The following is an 18,930-nucleotide window of genomic DNA, read 5'->3' on the forward strand; positions in this document are numbered from 1 at the left end:
CTGTCCGGCTCAGGCGGCGACGGCGGCCGGGTCGCGCAGCAGCGCGACGGCCTCCTCGGCCGGCAGCGGGCGGGCGAAGTAGTAGCCCTGGCCGAGGTCGCAGCCCATCCGTCGGAGGGCGAGGAACTGCGCGTACTGTTCGATCCCCTCGGCGACGGTGGCCATCCCGAGGCTCTGGCCGAGCTGCACGATGGTCCGGGCGAGGGCCGCGTCCGGGGTCGTCCCGCCGAGCCGCTCGACAAACGACCGGTCGATCTTCAGCGTGTCGACGGGGAACCGCCGCAGGTAGGCCAGCGAGGAGTAGCCGGTGCCGAAGTCGTCGATGGCCAGCCGCACGCCGATCTCCTTGAGCGACAGCAGGACCGCGAGGTTCTCCTCGGTGTCGGTCATCAGGACGCTCTCGGTCATCTCCAGGCAGAGCCGGTCGGCGGGCAGCCCCGTCTCGGCGAGCACCGACGCGACGACCTGCGGCAGGTCGGGCTGGTCGAACTGCCGGCCGGACACGTTGACCGCCATCGTCAGCGGCTTGTCGCCGCCCCACTCGACGGCCCGCCGGCACGCCTCGGCGAGCACCCACTGCCCGAGCGGCCGGATCAGCCCGGTCGACTCGGCCAGGCCGATGAAGTCGGCCGGCGGGATCATCCCGCGGACCGGGTGCCGCCAGCGCACGAGCGCCTCGAACCCGACGATGTCGCCGGTGCGCAGCTCGACCGTCGGCTGGTAGTGCAGCTGGAGCTCGTCGCCGTTGTCGAGCGCACGGCGCAGGTCGGCGGCGAGCTGGAGCTTCTCGACGAGGCCGGAGTGCATCTGCGGGTCGTAGCGGGCGTACAGGCCGGACCCGGCGGACTTCGCCCGGTACATCGCCAGGTCGGCGTTGCGCATCAGCTGGTCGGCGTCCTGCGCGTCGGGGCCGGTCAGCGCGATGCCGATGCTGCCCTGGACGTGGATCTCCTGGTTGTCGATCAGGAACTGCTCGTCGAGTGCGTCGATGACGCGGGCGGCGATCTCGTCGGCGGCGCCGGCGTCGGCGACGGCGTCGACGAGGACCGCGAACTCGTCGCCGCCGAAGCGGGCCACGGTGTCGCCGGGGCGGACCGCGTCGCCGAGTCGGGACGCGACCTGCACCAGCAGCGCGTCGCCGGCCGCGTGCCCGAGGCTGTCGTTGACCTCTTTGAACCCGTCGAGGTCCAGGAACAGTACGGCCATCTCGCTGCCGCCGCGGCGGCGCAGCGCGGCCTCGACCCGGTCCTTGAACAGCGCCCGGTTGGCGAGTTTCGTCAGCCCGTCGTGGAACGCCTCGTGGACGAGCTGGTCCTCGAGCTCCCGGCGCTCGCTGATGTCGCGGGAGTTGAGCACGATGCCGTGCACGTTCTCGTCGCCGAGCAGGTTGGTCATGGTGACCTCGACGATGCAGGCGTGCCCGTCGGCGTGACGGACCGGGAGCTCGATGACCCGGTTCGCGTACGGCGTGCCGCTGATCGCGTCGACGGCCGCACGCAGCCGGGCGCCGGCCTCGGCGTTCATGATCTCGGGCAGCCGCTTGCCGATGGCGTCCTTCGGGTCGTAGCCGAAGACCCGTTCGAGTGACTCGCTCTGGTAGCTGACGGTCCCGTCGCGGTCGATGACGGAGACCACGTCGGAGCTGTGCTGCACGAGCGCCTGGAAGCGCTGCTCGCTCGCGCGCAGCTGGGCGGTGCGCGCCTCGACGCGCGCCTCGAGGTCGCGGGTGAGGGAGCGGTTCTCCAGCAGCGTCAGCAGCTGCCGGCCGACGATGAGCAGGATGATCGCGGAGCGGGTCCACGACACGACCGTGTCGTGCATGCCGTGCCGGAGCACCTCGACCGTGCTGGTGACGAGCGACCCGAGCACGGCGAGGTAGGGCAGCATGACACCGAGCGGGCGGGTCAGCGCCTGGGGGTCCTCGGCGGCGGCACCGGTGCCGGGCTTGCGGGCGGCGAGCAGGATCAGCGCGAAGCCGGCGAACCAGCCGAGGTCGAGCACGGCGCCGGAGCCGTAGCTGTCGGTCAGGGTGAGGTAGGCGTACCCCGAGTCGGAGACGGTGAACGCGGCGAGCCCGACGCCGATGAGCGGCAGCGACATCGGGCGGGGGCCGCCGCGGCGGACGCGGGCGAGCACGAACAGCACGATGGTGAGCACGACGACGTCGCCGGCGGGGTACCACAGCGTGACGAGCAGCGCGAGGCTGCTGTCCGCGCCCTGCGCGACCAGCGGCCCGAGGATGATCACCCACGTGATGAGCAGCAGCGACGCGGCGATCATGAGACCGTCGAGGATGCTGCGGGCCTGCTGGGCGACGCTCTGCCGGCTCGTCGGCAGCAGCAGGAGGCCCGCCGCGGTCAGCGGCATCATCCAGAAGTACCCGGCGTCGGCCAGGGACGGGAACGGTACCGCGGTGCCGAGCACCGTCTCGTACCAGATGCAGAACATCTGCCCGACGCCCCAGGACAGGTTGCCGAGGCCGATGAGCGCCCACGCCCAGCGGACCCGGTGCCTGTCCGCGCCCCACGCCCGGACGAGGCAGCCCCACGCGGCGGCGAGGGCGCCGGCGAACAGCGCGACGTTGGACAGGTTCTGGGCCACGAGCGGGCCGCCGACCCCGGTGACGAACGCGGCGAACAGCGCGACGGTCGCCGCGGCCACGGCCGCGCACAGGACCGCGTGGCCGCGGGTCGGCGCGGCGGTCCTGAGCAGCCTCCCCAGCCAGCTCAGCATCGTGCCTCCCGGTTCCGCGGCGGTTGCGTGACGCTCAGATCGGAACCGGGGGAGACGATGTGAGCCGGGCCGGTGCGCGGCAACCGGGCCGCACCCGGGTTGCGCTGTTCCCGGGTCGCCCGGGCGCGGTCAGGCGGGATCGAACAGCGGAGGGCGCCGGACCGGTCAGGGCGGATCGAGCGGGTCGGCGAAGAGCGGCTCGAAGGCCAGCTCCGCGGCGCCGAGCAGGGCCGCGTCGTCGCCGAGCTGCGGGGTGCGGAGGCGGACGTGCTCGCGGCAGGCGGGCAGCCCGTTGCGGTTGAGGCGGCTGCGCACCTGCGCGGCGGAGGCGAGGTACACCTCCCGCAGCGTGCCGCCGAAGATGACCATCTCCGGGTTGAAGATGTTCACCAGGTTGGCCACGCCGAAGCCGAGCCAGTCGCCGACCTGGCGGACCGCGGCCTGGGCGGTGGCGTCGCCGCGGGAGGCGGCGTCGACGACGGCCAGGATGCCCTCCCGCCCGGCGGAGGGGTTGCGCCCGGCGGCGGCGAGCAGGGCGTGCTCGCCGATCTCGGTCTCCCAGCAGCCGTGGGAGCCGCAGCTGCACGGCTTGCCGACCGGGTTGACGACCATGTGGCCGACCTCGCCGCCGTAGCCGCCGTGGCCGGTGACCGGGCGCCCCGCGGCGATGATGCCGCCGCCGACGCCGGCGTCGCCGTAGAGGTAGACGACGTTGTCGCAGCCGACGGCGGCGCCGCGGGTGTGCTCGGCGAGCGCGGCCAGGTCGGCGTTGTTGCGCACGGCGACGGGCCGGCCGTCGCCGATCACCTCGCCGATGGCCTCGCCGAGCGGCTGGTCGACCCAGCCGAGCTGCGGGCCGAGCCGGACGAACCCGTCCTCCCGCCGCACCATGGCCGAGACCGCCGCGCCGCTGCCGATCAGCCGGGCACCGGGGGCGTTGGTGTCGACGCCGGCCTGCACCTTGCGCACGAACTCGGCGATCGGCGCGACGACCGCGGTGGCGTCCTGCTCGCCGCGGCCACGGGCGGCCTCGTACCGGTCGAGCAGGACGCCGCCGAGCCCGACCCGGGCGGCGACGATCCGGTCGACCTCGACCGCGAACGCGTAGACGTAGACCTTCTCGGACTCGGGCCGGACGACCAGCGAGGGCCGCCCGGCCCGGCCGCGTTGCTCCTGCGGCACCTCTTCGCTCACCAGTCCGGCGGCGGCGAGGTCGGCGGTCAGCGCGCCGATCGTGCTGCGGTTGAGCCCCAGGCTCGTGGTGAGGTCGGCACGGGACATCGCGCCGTGAAGGTGCACGGAGCGCAGGAGCGCACCGAGGTTGCTCCGGCGGATCTCCTCCTGGCTGGGGCCAACGCGCATGCTCGGCTTTCTGTCGAGGGGCTGTATGAGACTAGCCTTCGGGGGCGTTATCTCAGGCCGGCGGCGGAGGCCCGCCTCCGGGACAGCGCGTCGACGCCGGCCGCCGCCAGCAGCACGATGCCGGTCACGATGAACTTCTGGCCGGCGGAGTACTGCATGAGCGCCATGCCGTTCTCGATGACGGCGACGACGGCGCCGCCGAGGATCGCGTCGAGCACCCGCCCCTTGCCACCGAAGAGGCTGGTGCCGCCGATGACGGCCGCGCCGACGGCGTAGAGCAGCACGTTGCTGCCGCCCGTGTTCGGGTCGACCGACGCCTGCCGGGAGGCCAGGATGATGCCGCCGACCGCCGCCATGGAGGAGCAGATCACGAAGACCGAGATGCGGATCGCGTCGACGTTGATGCCGGCCCGCCGGGCGGCCTCCTTGTTGCCGCCGACGGCGTAGATGTGCCGGCCGTAGGCGGTGCGGCTGAGCACGAACGTCCACAGCATCAGCAGCAGGCCGATCAGCAGGACGACCATCGGGACGCCCTTCTGGGAGAACAGGGCGTTGCGGCCGCGCTCGAGGTTGAGCACGTAGACGGCGGCGCCCATGAGCACCGCGATCGCGCCGATGCGGACCGCGATCACCGAGAGCGGCTCGATCGCCAGGCCCTTGCGGCCCCGGCTGGTGCGCTTCCACAGGCTGAGGGCGAGCAGGCCGGCGATGGTCAGGGCGTACAGGATCCAGCCCTGCGCGGGGGTGAACCGGCCGTCGAAGTTGATCTTCTTGATGGTCGGGTCGTCGACCGCGATGATCGTGCCGCCCTTGACGAGCAGCAGCACCGTGCCCTGGAAGGCGAGGAACGCGGCGAGGGTCACCACGAACGACGGGATGCCGAGCTTGGCGACCAGGGTGCCGAGCGCCAGGCCGATGACGACACCGGTGACGACGGCGCCGAGGATCGCGACGTACCACGGGAAGCCGTGCGTGGTCAGCAGCGTGGCCAGGACCGCGGCGCACACGCCGCTGGTGAAGCCGGCCGACAGGTCGATCTCGCCGAGCAGCAGGACGAAGACCAGGCCCATGGCGATGACCGTGACGGCCGCACCCTGGCTGAGCAGGTTCGCGAAGTTGGTCGCGCTGAAGAACACCGGGCGGGCGATCGAGAATATGATGGTGAGCACGACCAGGCCGAGGATGGCGGGCAGGGCGCCCATGTCCCCGCCGCGGACCTTGGCGAGGTAGTTGCTCGCGTAGGTGCCCAGAGTGACCGGCCGGCCGGCGGCCGCCTTCTCCTCCGGGGGCACGGTGGACACGGTCATACCGTCGCTCCGTTCTGGCGGAGGCCGAGGTCGCCACTGCGCCCGGCGGTGATGAGTTCGACGACCTGCGAGTGGGTCACGTCGGTGGCCTTGACCTGGGCGGCCATCTGCCCGAGGAACAGGGCGGCGATCCGGTCGGCGACCGCGAACACGTCGTTCATGTTGTGGGAGATGAGCACGACCGCGAGGCCGTTGTCGGCGAGGCGGCGGACCAGTTCGAGCACCTGCGCGGTCTGCGCGACACCCAGGGCGGCGGTCGGCTCGTCGAGGACCACGACCCGGTTGTTCCACAGCACGGCCTTGGCGATCGCGACGGTCTGCCGCTGGCCGCCGGAGAGGCTGGAGACGTGCTGGCGCACCGACTTCACGGTGCGCACCGAGAGGCCGGCGAGGGTCTCGGCCGCCTTCTGCTCCATCGTGATGTCGTCGAGGACGAGCCCGCGCTTGATCTCGCGGCCGAGGAACATGTTCTGGACGATGTCCAGGTTGTCGCAGAGGGCGAGGTCCTGGTAGACGATCTCCACGCCGAGCGCGGCGGCGTCCCGCGGGCCGTGCACATGGACCGGCCTGCCGTCGAAGAGGTAGTCGCCGGAGTCGATGGAGTAGATCCCGCCGAGACACTTGACCAGGGTGGACTTGCCCGCCCCGTTGTCGCCGACGAGCGCGGTGACCTGGCCGGCGTAGGCCGAGAAATCCACGTCACGCAGGACCTGGACCGGTCCGAAGCTCTTGTTGAGCCCCCGAACCTCCAGCAAGGGTGTGTCGGTCACGATGCTCCTTCTCCATGTCCGACGTCGTCATGTCGGCCCTGTCCGGGTCCGACTTCGTCCAGCCCGCGGTGTGGGGTCCGGCGGGCGTGCTCACGGCCGAGGCCCGGCGCCCACAGAGTCGAGGCTGTGGGCGCCGGGCCGGCGGAGCCGGTGCCTACTTGATGCCCGCCGCGGCGCACTTCGCGGCGAAGTCACCGGTGCAGAGCTCGGCGACCGTGACGTAGCCGTCGTCGACGACGTCCTTGACGTTGTCCTTGAAGATGGCCTTCGGGGTCAGCAGGACCGCGTCGACGTCACGCTTGCCCTCCGGGTCGGTCACCTTCTGCGAGGTGGCGCCCTTCTCGCCCTTGGCCAGGCCGATCGCGAGCTTCGCGGCGGCGTCGGCCTCCTGCTTGACGGCCTTGTAGACGGTCATGCACTGGTCACCGTTGAGGATGTTCTGCAGGCCCTGCACGGTCGCGTCCTGGCCGGTCACCGGGACCTTGCCGTTGCGGCCCTGCTTCTTGAGCACGTTGATCGCGGCGTTGCCGAGACCGTCGTTGGCCGCCAGGACACCCGCGATGTTCGGGGTCGAGGTCAGCATCTGCTCGAAGATGGTGCCGGCCTGGGTGTTGTCCCACTCCGGAACCCACTGGTCCGGGCCCTTGACGTACTCGCTGGCGTCGTACTTCGCCTTGAGCACACCGTCGTAGCCCTGCTTGAACAGGGTCGCGTTGTTGTCGGTCTGCGAGCCGTTGAGCTCGGCGATGATCGGCTTGCTGGCCTTGGCGTCGGTGAGGCACTTGACGAGACCCTCGCCCTGCAGCTTGCCGACCGCGACGTTGTCGAACGAGACGTAGTACGACGCCGAGCCGCCCAGGGTCAGGCGGTCGTAGTCGATGGTCGCGACGCCCGCGGCCTTGGCCTTGTCGAGGACGGCCTTGCCGGTACCCGAGTCGAGGTTGACGATCATCAGGACGTTGACGCCACCGGTGATCATCTGCTCGGCGATCGTCTGGAACGCGCTCTTGTCGTTCTGCGCGTTCTGGATGTCGTAGTCGACGTTGGCGGCCTTGAAGGCGGCCTCGAGGTACTTGCGGTCCGCGGTCTCCCAGCGGGCCGAGGACTTGCTGTCCGGCAGGATGACACCGATCTTCGGCTTCTTCCCGGCGTCGCCGCTGCCGGGGTCCGACGACGAGTCATCGCCGCAGGCGGTGAGTCCGCCGGTGGCGATGACACCTACCGCGAGCAGGGAGAGGATCCCTTTGCGCATTTGCACGGGTCCTTTCGGATATGCGCCCTTGCGGGTCGCGAGGAGGTTCAGGGCGGAGTTTCACCGTCGGGGTGTGTCCGGGACGACGGTGATTGTTGTGCCCGGCAACGTATTCCTCCGTGGCCCATGGGCACAAGGGCGCCGAGGTCCAGACTTTGTTGTTGCCGGTAACAATTGCGCAACGCGCCGGCAAACCGCTTCTGCTCCAGCGGCGGTGGCGGGGTTTGGCCGAAGTGTGCGCCCTTTCCATCCGCGCCGTCGCCGGTGACCAAGCAGTGGGACGGCAACCGGCGACGCGGGGCAGGGCGTCCGACTCATGGACGACGAGTGGAGGTGCCGATGACGGAGACGGCCGGACGCAGCCGGTGGAGCGGGTGGAGCCGGCGACGGGGGCGGTGGCTCGCCGTGATCGCCACGCTCGTCGCGTTCGTGTTGCTGTTCCACCGGCTGGTACCGAACGCCGTCGTGCGGCTGGGCAGCCTCCTGGAGGCGTTCCTGCCGTGGCTCGGGCTGGCCGTCCCGGCACTGCTCGCCGCGGCCCTGCTCCGGCGGTCACTCCCCGGCCTGGTCGCGCTGGTCCTACCGGTGGCCGCGTGGACCGTCCAGTTCGGCGGGCTGCTGCTGCCCGCCGCCGGCGGGCCGGCCGACCTCGTCGCCGTGCAGCACAACGCGAGCGACGAGAACACCGACCCGGCCGGCACGGCACGGGACCTCATGGCCGCCGGGCCGGACCTCATCGCCCTCGAGGAGGTGACGCCCGAGGCGCTGCCCGCCTACGTCTCGGCGCTCGGCGCGCGGTACCCGCACCACACGGTGCACGGCACCGTCGGGCTGTGGTCCCGGCATCCGCTCACCGGCGCGCGAGCGGTGGACATCAAGCCGCGCGGGATCCCCGACGGCTGGAGCCGCGGGCTGCGGGCCACCGCGCACACCCCGCTGGGCGACGTCGCCGTCTACGTGGCGCACCTGCCGTCGGTCCGGATCAGGGCGACCGGCTTCGACACGGCCTGGCGGGACGAGAGCGCCCGGCTGCTCGGCGCCGCCGTCGCCGCCGAGCCACTGGACCGGCTGATCCTGCTCGGCGACCTCAACAGCACGGTCGACGACCGCGGGCTCGGCCCGGTCAGCTCGCAGCTCACGTGGGCACCGGCCGGGTTCGCGCTCAGCTGGCCCGCAGCGCTGCCGCTCGCCCGGATCGACCAGGTCATGGTCCGGTCGGCGACCGTCACCGAGATCCGGTCACTGCCGGCGACGGGCAGCGACCACCTGCCGGTCGCGGCACGCGTCCGGTTCTGACGGCGGGCTCAGGGCCGGCGGCCGCTCAGTAGCGGCCCAGCGCGGCGGTCGGGGAGAGGACGATCCTCGGGTTGGCGGCCGGGTCCAGCCAGCGCAGCACCGACACCAGGTGGTCGCGGGCCAGGCTGACGCAGCCCAGGGTCGCGTTGCCGTTGCTCTGGTGCAGGAAGATGCCGCTGCCGCGGTGCGGGGTCGCCGGCATGTTGTAGCGGATCACGGCCAGGTGCGTGTACTGCGGGCTGATCTGCCACAGCGCCTCGCTCGGGCCGCCCGGGTCCGGGCCGTGGTGGAAGGTGTTGTAGCCCGGCGAGTCGCTGTTCTCGTTCCACCAGTCGTCCGGGCCCACCCGGTGGTAGGCGAACTTCGTGCCCGGGTTCGCCGCGATGCCGTACATCGTGGCGTCGAACGAGTACATGCCCGTAGGGGTGGTGCGGTCGCCCTCACGCTTGTCGTCGCTGAGGCCGTTGCCGCCGATCCGGGCCGGCATCGCCGGGAACGCGGGCCGCCACGCCCCGCCCGCCTTCGCATACGCCTGCAGGGTCGCCGTCGTCGACGACCTGCCGGGCGTCTGCACGATCACGACCTGGGTCGTGTTCGCCGGCAGGGTCCGCAGTCTCGACGCGTCGTTCTGCGCGACGGTACCGGCTGTGCCCGCCGACCGCGCCGCCGCCGCACTCGGCGGGCGGGGTGCGGCGGACGTGGCGGACGTGGCGGACGTGGTGGACGGCGACGGGGAGACCGCCGGCGACGGGGAGACCGCGGCCGGCACCTCGACCGGTGCGACCGGGGACTCCGGCGCCGACGGCGGCGCCGTCACCGGGACGGGCTCGGGCTTCGTCGAACAGGCGCCGAGGCCGGCCGCGAGGAGCAGCGTGAGTGTCAGGACACCGAACGTCACCAGCGTCGGGCGTCGTCCATCCTGGTCAACCGGCACGCCCCATAGTATCGGCGGATGACCGTACGTGATCGGATGCTCGCCGCCACCGCGCTCGTGTCGGTGCTCCTCGCCGGCCCCGGGCTGGCCGGCTGCGGCGGGACCGGGCCTGCGCCGGCCACGGCGGCGGCAAGCGGCGCCGCATCGCCGGGCGTCCCGTCGCCGGTGGCGGGCACAGCCGGTACGACTCCCGCCGAAACGCCGCCGGCGGACTCCGCCGAACCGTTGCCGCCCGACCTGCGCCAGGCGATGACCGGGGTCTCGTGGCGGCCGGGCTGCCCCGTCGGCCTCGACGACCTGCGGCTGCTGCGGCTGACCTACGTCGACTTCGCCGGCACCGAGCAGCGCGGGCAACTGGTCGTGCACAAGGACCTCGCGGAGGCCACGCTGCGGGCGTTCGCGAAGCTGCGGGCGGCACGGTTCCCGATCCGCGGCATGCGGCTCATCGAGGCCTACGACGGCAGCGACGACGCGTCGATGGCCGCGGACAACACCTCGGCGTTCAACTGCCGCAACGTGCCGAACACGAAGCACTGGTCGAACCACGCCTACGGGCGGGCGATCGACATCAACCCGGTCGAGAACCCCTACCTGCCGAAGGGCCAGATCATGCCACCCGCCGGCAAGGACTACCTCGACCGGCGCACCGTCAGACCGGGCATGATCGTCGCCGGCGACCCGGTCGTCACGGCGTTTCGCGCCGAGGGCTTCACCTGGGGCGGCGCCTGGCGGTCCGGAGTGGACTATCAGCATTTCGAAAAGCCCCGCTGACCGGACGGGTGAGCCGAGCGGTGTGGAATGGTCGCGCCGTTCGGGGGAACAGTTTGCCGGAGGGCATCGACATACTAGGCGGCATGTCACGCACGGGGACGTTCCGGTTGCTGCTCGCGGGCGCGCTGGCGCTGATCGTCGGTGGTCTGGCGACCACCGCATACGCGCTGCGCAACAGCTGGACCGACCTGTCCTCGTCGCCCGCGGCCGAGGTCGAGTCGGGTGCGGCGGCGCCGCCCTCGTCGGCCACGCCCGCGTTTGTCGGCTGGTCCGACCCCGCACTGGTCGGCAAGCCGTGGGGCACGAAGGTCACCGGCCTGCTGACGTTCCGCGGCAACCCGACCCGCACCTACTACGGGCAGGGTCCCGTGCCCCGGACGATGCCGAACCACAAGTGGCAGTTCCCGAAGTCCGGCGGCATGTGCGCGATGTCCGAGGACAAGGGCAAGACGACGCAGTGGTGCGGCAACGGCTGGACCGGCCAGCCGGCGGTCTTCGAGCGCGACGGCCGCACCTGGGTGGTGTTCGGCGCCTACGACCGCAACATCCACTTCCTCGACGCCGCGACCGGCGAGCGGATCATGCCCGACTTCAAGACCGGCGACATCATCAAGGGCTCGGTGACCGTCGACCCCGACGGCTACCCGTTGCTGTACTCCGGCTCGCGCGACAACTACTACCGCGTCATCGCGCTCGACCGGGACGTGCCGACCGAGCTGTGGAAGCTCTCCGCCGACGCGGTCAAGCCCACCATGTGGAACGACGACTGGGACGGATCCGGCCTGATCATCGACGACTACCTCTTCGAGGGCGGCGAGAACAGCCAGTTCCACATCGTGAAGCTCAACCGCGGGTACGACGCCAACGGCAAGGTGACGGTCAACCCCAAGCTGGTGTTCAACACGCCCGGCTGGGACGCGCAGCTGCTCAAGGACTTCGGCGACACCAACGTGTCGATCGAGAACTCGGTCGCCATCTACAAGAACACCGTGTACTTCGCCAACTCCGGCGGCCTGGTGCAGGGCTGGGACATCAGCGGCCTCAAGGAGGGCAAGGCGCCGACGCGCACGTTCCGGTTCTGGACCGGCGACGACACCGACGCGTCGATCGTCATCGACGAGGACGGGTTCCTCTACGTCGGGTCGGAGTACGAGCGCGGCAACGCCCGCTCCCGCGAGGTCGGGCAGATGCTCAAGCTGGACCCGTCGATGCCCGACAACCCGGTGGTGTGGTCGGTGAAGGACCAGGGCAGCAAGCCGGCCGGCATCTGGGGCACCCCGGCGTTGCACAAGGACATCGCCATCTTCGACACCACGGGCGGCGACGTGCTCGGCATCGACCGGACGACGGGCACGGTGCGGTGGAAGTTCCGCGTGCCGGGCAACGAGACGTGGCAGTCCCCGGTGGTGGTGGACGACACGCTGTTCATCGGCGACTGCTCGGGCGTGATGCACGCCTACGACGTGGCGGACACGTCGGCCCAGCCGAAACTCCTGTGGGAGATGAAGATCGGCGGCTGCATCGAGGCGACCCCGGCGGTCTGGAAGGGCGCGATGTACTTCGGCACCCGAGCCGGCGCCTTCCACGCCCTGTCGGTCTCGTAGCTCGCGGTGCGCCGGTCGTGATCCAGGGAAACCTCGTGTCGTCGGGGCGGCCCGGAGTTTCCCTGGATCACGGGGCGCGCTAGCTCGGCGGGGCGTCCTTGACGAACACGATCCCGTCGGTGCCGGCCACGTGGGCCGGATCAAGCGGGGCGTAACCGAACCAGGGGGACACCCGGGCAGCGGGCGTCATGTCGGCGAGGGCAGTGGCCAGCCGGCGGGCGTCGACGATGCAACGCTCCTCCGGCAGCGCGTACAGGAGCCCTTCGATGGTGTCCGGCGGCGGGGTGTCGACGCCCCGGTGGCGGATCGTGCCGAGGGCTGTGGCGAGGAAGGCGTACGCCTCGCCCAGGTGGGCGCTCACGATCGCGCCGGCGCTCCACCATTCCACCGGCCGGCCGCCCATCCGCATGCTGCTCTTGTCCCGCTGCAGATGGCCGTTGTGGGCGTTCACCAGCGTCGGGCCCCGATCGGCGAGGGCGAGCAGGTTGGCGGCCATCATCGAGTCCCGCACGCCGAGCAGCCTCGCCATGCGGCCCGGTGACGTGTCGGCCGTCCAGAAGTGGTAGCGCAGCAGGCCCGCGGCGGTGCGCCCGTACAGCAGCGCCCGGTCCCACTCGTCCGGTGCGGACGCCGCGATCAGGTGTGGCGTCTGCGCGTCGAGCAGCGCCACCAGATCGTCGGCGAGCAGTCGTAGCTCGGTGGCCTCGGGCGTCCTCCCCACCGACCGGGACGGGTCCGTCATCGCGGCGGGGTTGGTCCACCGGTCGTCGGCGCCGAGCAGGCGGTCGAGCGTATCGGTGGTGCAGGGAAGCAGGCCGGTGTCGACCCGGGCGGTGAGGTAGGCGTGGAGTGCGGTGAGGGCCTGCCGGGGGCTCGCGGCGCCGGCGGTCTCCAGCGGGCCGTCGAAACCGGCGAACCGCACCTGCTCGGACGCGGCCCGGCCGGTGTTGTACGCGCGCATCCAGCGCACCAACTCGCGGTTGGCCGCGAAGGCGCCCCACTCGTGGCTGAAGCCGCGCTCCATGACGTCGTCGAGGATGCCGGAGCCCGACGTGACGTAGTCGTCCACGACCAGGCCCATCATGCAGTCGCTCTCGATGGCGATGGTCCGGTAGCCCTCCTGCTCGACGAGTTGCCGGAAAAGATCGTTGCGCAGCTCGAGCAGAACGTCCTCGCCATGGGTCGGCTCACCCAGGGCAAGCAGGCGCGGCCGGGCCGGGAGCAGCCCCACGACGGTGGCCGCGTCAACGGCATGGGCGGTGTTTGTGATGCCAGCAGTCATTCCTTGAACGGTATCGTTGAACCTTCAGTTGAAACTTTTCCGCGATTTGGGCAGGAACATGGGGCGAAACCTTCAAGACGACGGACGGCTGAGGCCGGTCGATCTGGCGCGCGGTCACGGCCTGTCCACACAGGCGATCAGGAACTACGAGGCGGCCGGCATCCTCCCGGACGCTGAACGCAGCCCCCACGGCTACCGCACCTACACGCCGCTGCACGCGAAAGCCCTGCACGCGTTCCTCGCCCTCGCGCCCGGGCACGGTCACCAGACGGCCACGTCGATCATGCAGGCGGTCAACCGGGACGCGACCGGGGATGCGCTCCGGCGCATCGACGAGAGCCACGCCCAGCTGCTCGACGACCGCCGCACCCTCCAGGCCGTCGAGGCCGCGCTTCGTGACCTCGAGCCGGTGCCGCAGGAACGCGGCGACACGTTTGTCGGTCCCCTGTCGAGAAGGCTCGGCATCCGCCCGGCCACCCTGCGCAAGTGGGAACGTGCCGGCCTGGTCCAGCCGCGCCGCGACCCGCGGACGGGCTACCGGGTCTACAGTGCGGCCGACGTGCGTGACGCCCTGCTCGCCCACCAGCTCAGACGGGGCGGCTACCTGCTGGAGCAGATCGCTGCGCTGATCGCCCAGGTCCGCACCGCGGGCGGCGTCGCACCGCTCGAGTCGATGCTGCGCGACTGGCACGCCCGCCTGTCAGCCAGGAGCCGCGCCATGCTCACCGGCGCCGCGGCGTTGGACGCCTATCTCGGCTACCGGGCGGCCGGCGATCGCCGCTGACCAACTCGCCACCCGGCACTCAGGTCATTTCCTAGCATCCTAGGACGCCTTAGAGTGCGTGGCTGGCGCCACGCTGAAAAACACACCCAGCCGCTACGCGGCAGACTTTCGTTTTTCTCGGTGTCCGGGGCGGACCGTGCGCGCCGTGCCGGTCGTCCGGTCGTCAGGACGGACGGGACACGGACTGGCAGGCGACCACCGCGTCCAGGTGCCAGCCCAGGCTGTCGTAGGAGCGGAACGTCAGCACCGCCACCGTCTTCGACCTGCTGTCGAACCCTATGTCGACGCGTTTGTCGTCCTGGTACAGCCGGCGCTGGCCGGACGCCAGCTCGGCGGAGCGGGCGCGGGCCCAGGCGTCGGCGAGCTCGGTCGGGGTGCGGGTCTCGCGGCTGGTCGGGGACGCGGTGGCGTGCGCGCCGGAGATGCGGCCGGTGTCGCCGCAGCTGAGCCGGCCGGTCGGGTCGCCGGCCTGTTTGGCGTCGCGGTCGCTGACCCAGTTGACGTACGTGACGAGCGCCGCGGCGGCGAGGCTGATCCCGAGGAGTTTGACGATGGTGCGGCGCACCTACTCAGCGTGCTCTTTCCGCCACCATTCGGCGCCGCTTTCCGGCAACGTGTCGATCGGATCGTAGTACGGGTAGCTGCGGTCGAGGTCCATGGAGGAGTCCTCGATGGAGGTGCGGTAGTTCTTGGTCCAGTAGGTGATGCCGCGTTCGCGGTCGTATTCGGTGACCATGTGGACCCAGCGTTTGCCGACGAAGGGGACGTCGCAGACGATGCGCGGGGTGGCGTAGCCGGGGAGGTAGCCCATGATGTCGTGCTGGAGTTGCTGGGCCTGCCAGACGGCGACGCGCCAGTGTTCGGCGTTGGGGATCATGTCGCACATGTAGAAGTAGTAGGGCAGGATGCCGGCTTCTCCTTGGAGGGCGAAGCAGAGGTCGAGCAGGTCGGCGGCGGTGGCGTTGACGCCGCGCATGAGGACGCCCTGGTTGCGCACGTCGCGGACGCCGACTTCGAGGGCGGTCTGTGCGGCGCGGGCGACGAGCGGTGTGAGTGACTGCGCGTGGTTGACGTGGGTGTGGATGGCGAGGTTGACGCCGCGGCGGGCGGCGGTGCGGGCGACGCGTTCGAGTCCTTCGACGACGTCGGGCTGGAGCCAGTGCTGGGGCAGGCCCATGAGGGCTTTGGTGGCGAGGCGGATGTCGCGAACGGTTTCGATGTCGAGCAGGCGCATGAGGAAGGACTCGAGGTGTTTCCAGGGGACGTTGGCGACGTCGCCGCCGGAGACGACGACGTCGCGGACGCCGGGGTGGGCGCGCAGGTAGGTGATCATCGCGTCGTAGCGGTCGGCGGGTTTGCGGGTGAGGCGGAGCTTGTCGACGGTGGGGGTGGAGTTGCCGACGAGGTCCATGCGGGTGCAGTGGCCGCAGTACTGGGGGCAGGTGGAGAGCAGTTCGGCGAGGACTTTGGTGGGGTAGCGGTGGGTGAGTCCTTCGGCGACCCACATGTCGTGTTCGTGGAGTGAGTCGCGGGTGGCGTACGGGTGGGAGGGCCAGTCGGTGAGGCGGTCGCTGGCGACGGGGAGCATGTAGCGGCGGACGGGGTCGGCGTAGAGGGTGTCGGTGGTGATTTCGTCCGGGACCATGGTGTTGATCATCTGGGGTGGGACGAGCATCGACATGGTGGCGTGTTGTGCCTGGTCGGTGGCGAGGTCGGTGTAGAAGGACTCGTCGACGAGGTCGCCGAGGACGGTGCGCAGCTGGTTGATGTTCTTGACGCAGTGTGCGCGTTGCCATTGGGCGGATTCCCACTGTTCGCGGGTGGTGTCGTGCCAGCCGGGGAAGCGGCGCCAGTCTGGTTCGACGAGTTGTCGGCGTTGGTAGACGTATGGCTGCATCCTAAGCCTCCCCGGCGAAATACTTCCGCGATACACGCACCATAGCCGGATTTCTTCTCGAATTCGACGCTAATGGAGAAGATCTTACTGTCTGTCGGCTGGCTGGGTGGAATCCGGGACCGGTGACCCGACGAATTCGGCGGACCCGTGTGCGTAGGTTGGCGGCTCCGAGGCCGCAACCGAACCGCACCCGAGGTCCGATGAAAAACCGATGGTCCATCCGCGCCAGGATCACGGCGATGCTGGCGATCCCGATCGTCATGCTGGTCGCGATCTGGCTGTTCGCCGTGAGCGTGACGCTCGAGTCGGCGCTGGATCTGCGCAACTCGAAGCTGACCGGCGACAAGGTGACCGAGCCGGCCGAGGCGATGGTCGAGCAGCTGCAGGTCGAGCGGCAGCTGACGACCGTGTACCTGGCGGGTGGCCGGGCGGACGCGGCGGCGGTGCGTGAGCAGCGGGCGAAGTCGGACGTGGAGATCGCGGAGTTCCGGGCCCTGGCGACGGACCGGGACCTGCAGGACGTGGCGTCGGCGGAGACGAAGCGGGCGATCGTGACGGTGACGGAGGCGCTGGACGGGCTGGCGCAGCTGCGGAGCCTGGCCGACGGCGGTGGTGCGGCGGGGACGGTCCGGCAGGGGTACAGCGCGATCATCATGGCGACGTATGCGATCGGTGAGTCGGCGACGAACCACCGGGACTCGGACGTTGCCGAGGAGGCGCTGGGCGTCTTCGTGCTGGGCCTGTCTCGGGACCTGTTCTCGCAGGAGGACGCGCTGGTGGCGGAGGCGGCGACGAGCGGGCAGTTCACGGGGGCGGTGCACACCGAGCTGGTGACGGTGATCGGGCAGAAGCGTCTGGTGCTGCCGTACGGGGTGAGTCTGCTGCCGGAGGAGGCGCAGCAGCGGTATCAGGCGCTGGTGTCGGGTGCGGCGATGCGGCGGCTGGCGGCGCTGGAGGATCGGTTGCTGGCGACGGCGCCGGGGTCGGCGCAGGCGGCGGGGATCGACCTGGGGCAGTGGCGTGCGGCGTTCGACCCGGTGAACGAGGAGTTGAAGGCGTTCCGGTCGCAGATGCAGCGGCAGAACGTACAGGCGGCGCGGGACGCTTCCGATGCGATCTTCCTGCGGCTGGGTGTGGCGGGTCTGGCCGGCCTGGTGGCGGTGGTGCTGAGTCTGGTGTTGTCGGTGCGGATCGGCCGGTCGCTGGCGCGCCGGTTGGACGGGCTGCGGGTGGCGGCGCTGGAGCTGGCCGACGAGCGGCTGCCGTCGGTGGTGTCGCGGCTGCGGCGGGGGGTGGCGGTCGACGTGGCGGCGGAGGTGCCGCCGTTGCGGCTGGGCACGGACGAGATCGGTCAGGTGGGTGAGGCGTTCAACTCGGTGCAGCGTACGGCGGTGGCGTCGGCGGTGGAGGAGGCGTCGGTCCGGCAGGGGATGAACGAGGTGTTCCTGAACATCGCGCGGCGTTCCCAGACGTTGTTGCACCGGCAGTTGTCGCTGTTGGACGGGATGGAGCGGCGTACGTCGGAGCCGGAGGACCTGGCGGATCTGTTCCGGGTCGACCATCTGGCGACGCGGATGCGGCGTCACGCGGAGGACCTGGTGATCCTGGCGGGTGCGACGCCGGGGCGGGGCTGGCGGAATCCGGTGCCGGTGGTTGACGTGGTGCGTGGTGCGGTGTCGGAGATCGAGGACTACGCGCGGGTGCAGGTGCTGCACGTGGGTGACGGTGCGGTGGTCGGCCGGGCGGTGGGTGACGTGATCCATCTGCTGGCGGAGCTGGTCGAGAACGCGACGGTGTTTTCGCCGCCGCATACGCGGGTGCGGGTGTCGGGGCAGTCGGTGCCGAACGGGTTTGTGATCGAGATCGAGGACCGTGGTCTGGGGATGGTGGCGGAGGCGATCGCGGAGGCGAACCGGCGGTTGGCGGAGCCGCCGGAGTTCGATCCTGCGAGCAGTGCGCGGCTGGGGTTGTTCGTGGTGGCGCAGTTGGCGGCGCGGCACGGGGTGCGGGTGGTGTTGCGGCCGTCGCCGTACGGCGGGGTGACGGCGGTGGTGTTGCTGCCGGTGGATCTGGTGGTGGCGCCGGCTGCTATGGAGGGGGTGGCTGCGGAGTCGTTCTCGTGGCTGCCGGCGGGTCCGGCTGCGGTGCCGTCGGTGCGGCGGCCTCTGCCGGTGGCGCCGGATCCGGATGTGGTGGCGGTTGAGCCGGATTCGCCGGGTCCGGACGGCGGTCCGGACGGCGGCGGGGACGGGGGCAGGGGCCGGCAGGGGTTGCCGCGGCGGGTCCGGCAGCGCGGCCTGGCGCCGCAGTTGCAGGACGATTCGACGGTCGTGATCGGCGCGGAGGAGCTCGAGGCGCCGGCGCGGTCGCCGGAGGAGCTGCGCCGGATGATGGCGTCGTTCCAGGCGGGGACGGTGCGTGGCCGGCATGCGAGCGCCGGGGACGCCGGGGACACGGGCAGGGGTGTGTGATGACCGCGCAGGGGCACGGCGGTGGTCTGCGCTGGCTGCTCGACGACCTGGTGGCGCGGGTGCCGTCGGTGCGGCGGGCGGTGGTGCTGTCCGTGGACGGGTTGCTGATGGGCGCGTCGGAGGGCCTGTCGCAGGAGGACGCGGAGCATCTGTCGGCGGTCGCGGCCGGGTTCCAGAGCCTGGCGCGGGGTGCGGGGCGGCATTTCGGTGGCGGGCCGGTGCGGCAGACGATCGTCGAGATGGAGTCGGCGTTCCTGTTTGTGACGGCGGCGGGGCGGGGTGCGTGCCTGGCGGTGCTGGCGGAGGCGGATGCGGACATCGGTCTGATCGCGTACGAGATGGCGTTGCTGGTGCAGCGGGTGGGGCAGAACCTGTCGGCGTCGGCGCGGCCGGCGGGTGCGTGATGACGGATCCGCCGGGGCGGCACGCGGCCGGGTTCTCGCGTGAGTTTCCGCTCGGGGAGCCGG

At 71.1% G+C, this 18,930-nt stretch carries 15 protein-coding genes; 6 read left to right on the plus strand and 9 right to left on the minus strand.

What is annotated here, in order from left to right; translation table 11 throughout:
* Positions 1-9: 9 nt before the first annotated feature.
* From Dfulv_RS24830 to Dfulv_RS24850, 5 genes are all read right to left on the minus strand, one after another.
* Positions 10-2,733, minus strand: coding sequence for a putative bifunctional diguanylate cyclase/phosphodiesterase (locus tag Dfulv_RS24830; RefSeq protein WP_259855494.1), 2,724 nt, complete (start codon positions 2,731-2,733; stop codon positions 10-12).
* A gap of 165 nt (positions 2,734-2,898) precedes the next feature.
* Complete coding sequence (locus Dfulv_RS24835; protein WP_259855495.1) at positions 2,899-4,095, minus strand: ROK family protein; 1,197 nt, start codon at positions 4,093-4,095, stop codon at positions 2,899-2,901.
* Between the two features lie 47 nt (positions 4,096-4,142).
* Positions 4,143-5,402: a sugar ABC transporter permease gene (locus tag Dfulv_RS24840; RefSeq protein WP_259855498.1), complete on the minus strand. Its 1,260-nt coding sequence runs from the start codon at positions 5,400-5,402 to the stop codon at positions 4,143-4,145.
* Positions 5,399-6,172, minus strand: coding sequence for an ATP-binding cassette domain-containing protein (locus Dfulv_RS24845; protein WP_259855499.1), 774 nt, complete (start codon positions 6,170-6,172; stop codon positions 5,399-5,401). Before Dfulv_RS24845 ends, Dfulv_RS24840 begins: the two co-directional genes overlap by 4 nt.
* Positions 6,173-6,326: 154 nt before the next feature.
* A complete protein-coding gene (locus Dfulv_RS24850; protein ID WP_259855500.1) occupies positions 6,327-7,424 on the minus strand; it encodes a sugar ABC transporter substrate-binding protein in 1,098 nt (365 codons plus the stop codon).
* A 339-nt stretch (positions 7,425-7,763) separates the two neighbouring features.
* Here Dfulv_RS24850 and Dfulv_RS24855 point away from each other — a divergent pair, with 339 nt between their 5' ends.
* Complete coding sequence (locus Dfulv_RS24855; protein WP_259855501.1) at positions 7,764-8,720, plus strand: endonuclease/exonuclease/phosphatase family protein; 957 nt, start codon at positions 7,764-7,766, stop codon at positions 8,718-8,720.
* A gap of 25 nt (positions 8,721-8,745) precedes the next feature.
* On the opposite strand, the gene Dfulv_RS24860 is transcribed toward Dfulv_RS24855, so the two are convergent.
* Positions 8,746-9,654: a L,D-transpeptidase family protein gene (locus Dfulv_RS24860; RefSeq protein ID WP_259855502.1), complete on the minus strand. Its 909-nt coding sequence runs from the start codon at positions 9,652-9,654 to the stop codon at positions 8,746-8,748.
* 18 nt (positions 9,655-9,672) lie between these two features.
* On the opposite strand from Dfulv_RS24860, the gene Dfulv_RS24865 reads away from it, so the two are divergent.
* Positions 9,673-10,425 (plus strand): M15 family metallopeptidase, encoded by a 753-nt coding sequence (locus Dfulv_RS24865; RefSeq protein ID WP_259855503.1) that lies wholly within the window; start codon positions 9,673-9,675, stop codon positions 10,423-10,425.
* A gap of 83 nt (positions 10,426-10,508) precedes the next feature.
* Entirely contained in the window at positions 10,509-12,029 is a 1,521-nt protein-coding gene (locus tag Dfulv_RS24870) for an outer membrane protein assembly factor BamB family protein (protein WP_259855504.1), read from the plus strand.
* A gap of 79 nt (positions 12,030-12,108) precedes the next feature.
* Here the strand turns inward: Dfulv_RS24870 and Dfulv_RS24875 are convergent, their stop codons facing one another.
* Positions 12,109-13,311, minus strand: a complete 1,203-nt coding sequence (locus tag Dfulv_RS24875) for an erythromycin esterase family protein (RefSeq protein ID WP_259855505.1) — start codon at positions 13,309-13,311, stop codon at positions 12,109-12,111.
* 58 nt (positions 13,312-13,369) lie between these two features.
* Here Dfulv_RS24875 and Dfulv_RS24880 point away from each other — a divergent pair, with 58 nt between their 5' ends.
* The gene (locus tag Dfulv_RS24880) at positions 13,370-14,095 is read left to right on the plus strand and encodes a TioE family transcriptional regulator (protein WP_259855506.1); all 726 of its coding nucleotides are present in this window, start codon (positions 13,370-13,372) and stop codon (positions 14,093-14,095) included.
* Between the two features lie 163 nt (positions 14,096-14,258).
* On the opposite strand, the gene Dfulv_RS24885 is transcribed toward Dfulv_RS24880, so the two are convergent.
* On the minus strand, positions 14,259-14,660 hold the full coding sequence (locus tag Dfulv_RS24885; RefSeq protein WP_259855508.1) for a hypothetical protein: 402 nt from the start codon (positions 14,658-14,660) through the stop codon (positions 14,259-14,261).
* Positions 14,661-15,992, minus strand: coding sequence for a KamA family radical SAM protein (locus tag Dfulv_RS24890; protein WP_259855510.1), 1,332 nt, complete (start codon positions 15,990-15,992; stop codon positions 14,661-14,663).
* 239 nt (positions 15,993-16,231) lie between these two features.
* Between Dfulv_RS24890 and Dfulv_RS24895 the strand changes: the two genes are divergently transcribed.
* Entirely contained in the window at positions 16,232-18,463 is a 2,232-nt protein-coding gene (locus Dfulv_RS24895) for a sensor histidine kinase (RefSeq protein ID WP_259855512.1), read from the plus strand.
* Positions 18,463-18,867, plus strand: coding sequence for a roadblock/LC7 domain-containing protein (locus tag Dfulv_RS24900; protein WP_259855514.1), 405 nt, complete (start codon positions 18,463-18,465; stop codon positions 18,865-18,867). The genes Dfulv_RS24895 and Dfulv_RS24900 overlap by 1 nt, the downstream gene beginning before the upstream one ends.
* Positions 18,868-18,930 lie beyond the last annotated feature (63 nt).

Source organism: Dactylosporangium fulvum (assembly GCF_025137375.1).
Lineage (GTDB): Bacteria > Actinomycetota > Actinomycetes > Mycobacteriales > Micromonosporaceae > Dactylosporangium > Dactylosporangium fulvum.

Excerpts from the sequence above, each read along its gene's own strand:
- Dfulv_RS24870 (WP_259855504.1), top strand. The coding sequence starts at position 10,509 with ATGTCACGCACGGGGACGTTCCGGTTGCTGCTCGCGGGCGCGCTGGCG.
- Dfulv_RS24865 (WP_259855503.1), top strand. The coding sequence starts at position 9,673 with ATGACCGTACGTGATCGGATGCTCGCCGCCACCGCGCTCGTGTCGGTG.
- Dfulv_RS24835 (WP_259855495.1), bottom strand. The coding sequence starts at position 4,095 with ATGCGCGTTGGCCCCAGCCAGGAGGAGATCCGCCGGAGCAACCTCGGT.
- Dfulv_RS24855 (WP_259855501.1), top strand. The coding sequence starts at position 7,764 with ATGACGGAGACGGCCGGACGCAGCCGGTGGAGCGGGTGGAGCCGGCGA.
- Dfulv_RS24875 (WP_259855505.1), bottom strand. The coding sequence starts at position 13,311 with ATGACTGCTGGCATCACAAACACCGCCCATGCCGTTGACGCGGCCACC.
- Dfulv_RS24895 (WP_259855512.1), top strand. The coding sequence starts at position 16,232 with ATGCTGGCGATCCCGATCGTCATGCTGGTCGCGATCTGGCTGTTCGCC.
- Dfulv_RS24890 (WP_259855510.1), bottom strand. The coding sequence starts at position 15,992 with ATGCAGCCATACGTCTACCAACGCCGACAACTCGTCGAACCAGACTGG.
- Dfulv_RS24880 (WP_259855506.1), top strand. The coding sequence starts at position 13,370 with ATGGGGCGAAACCTTCAAGACGACGGACGGCTGAGGCCGGTCGATCTG.
- Dfulv_RS24840 (WP_259855498.1), bottom strand. The coding sequence starts at position 5,402 with ATGACCGTGTCCACCGTGCCCCCGGAGGAGAAGGCGGCCGCCGGCCGG.
- Dfulv_RS24830 (WP_259855494.1), bottom strand. The coding sequence starts at position 2,733 with ATGCTGAGCTGGCTGGGGAGGCTGCTCAGGACCGCCGCGCCGACCCGC.
- Dfulv_RS24850 (WP_259855500.1), bottom strand. The coding sequence starts at position 7,424 with ATGCGCAAAGGGATCCTCTCCCTGCTCGCGGTAGGTGTCATCGCCACC.
- Dfulv_RS24900 (WP_259855514.1), top strand. The coding sequence starts at position 18,463 with ATGACCGCGCAGGGGCACGGCGGTGGTCTGCGCTGGCTGCTCGACGAC.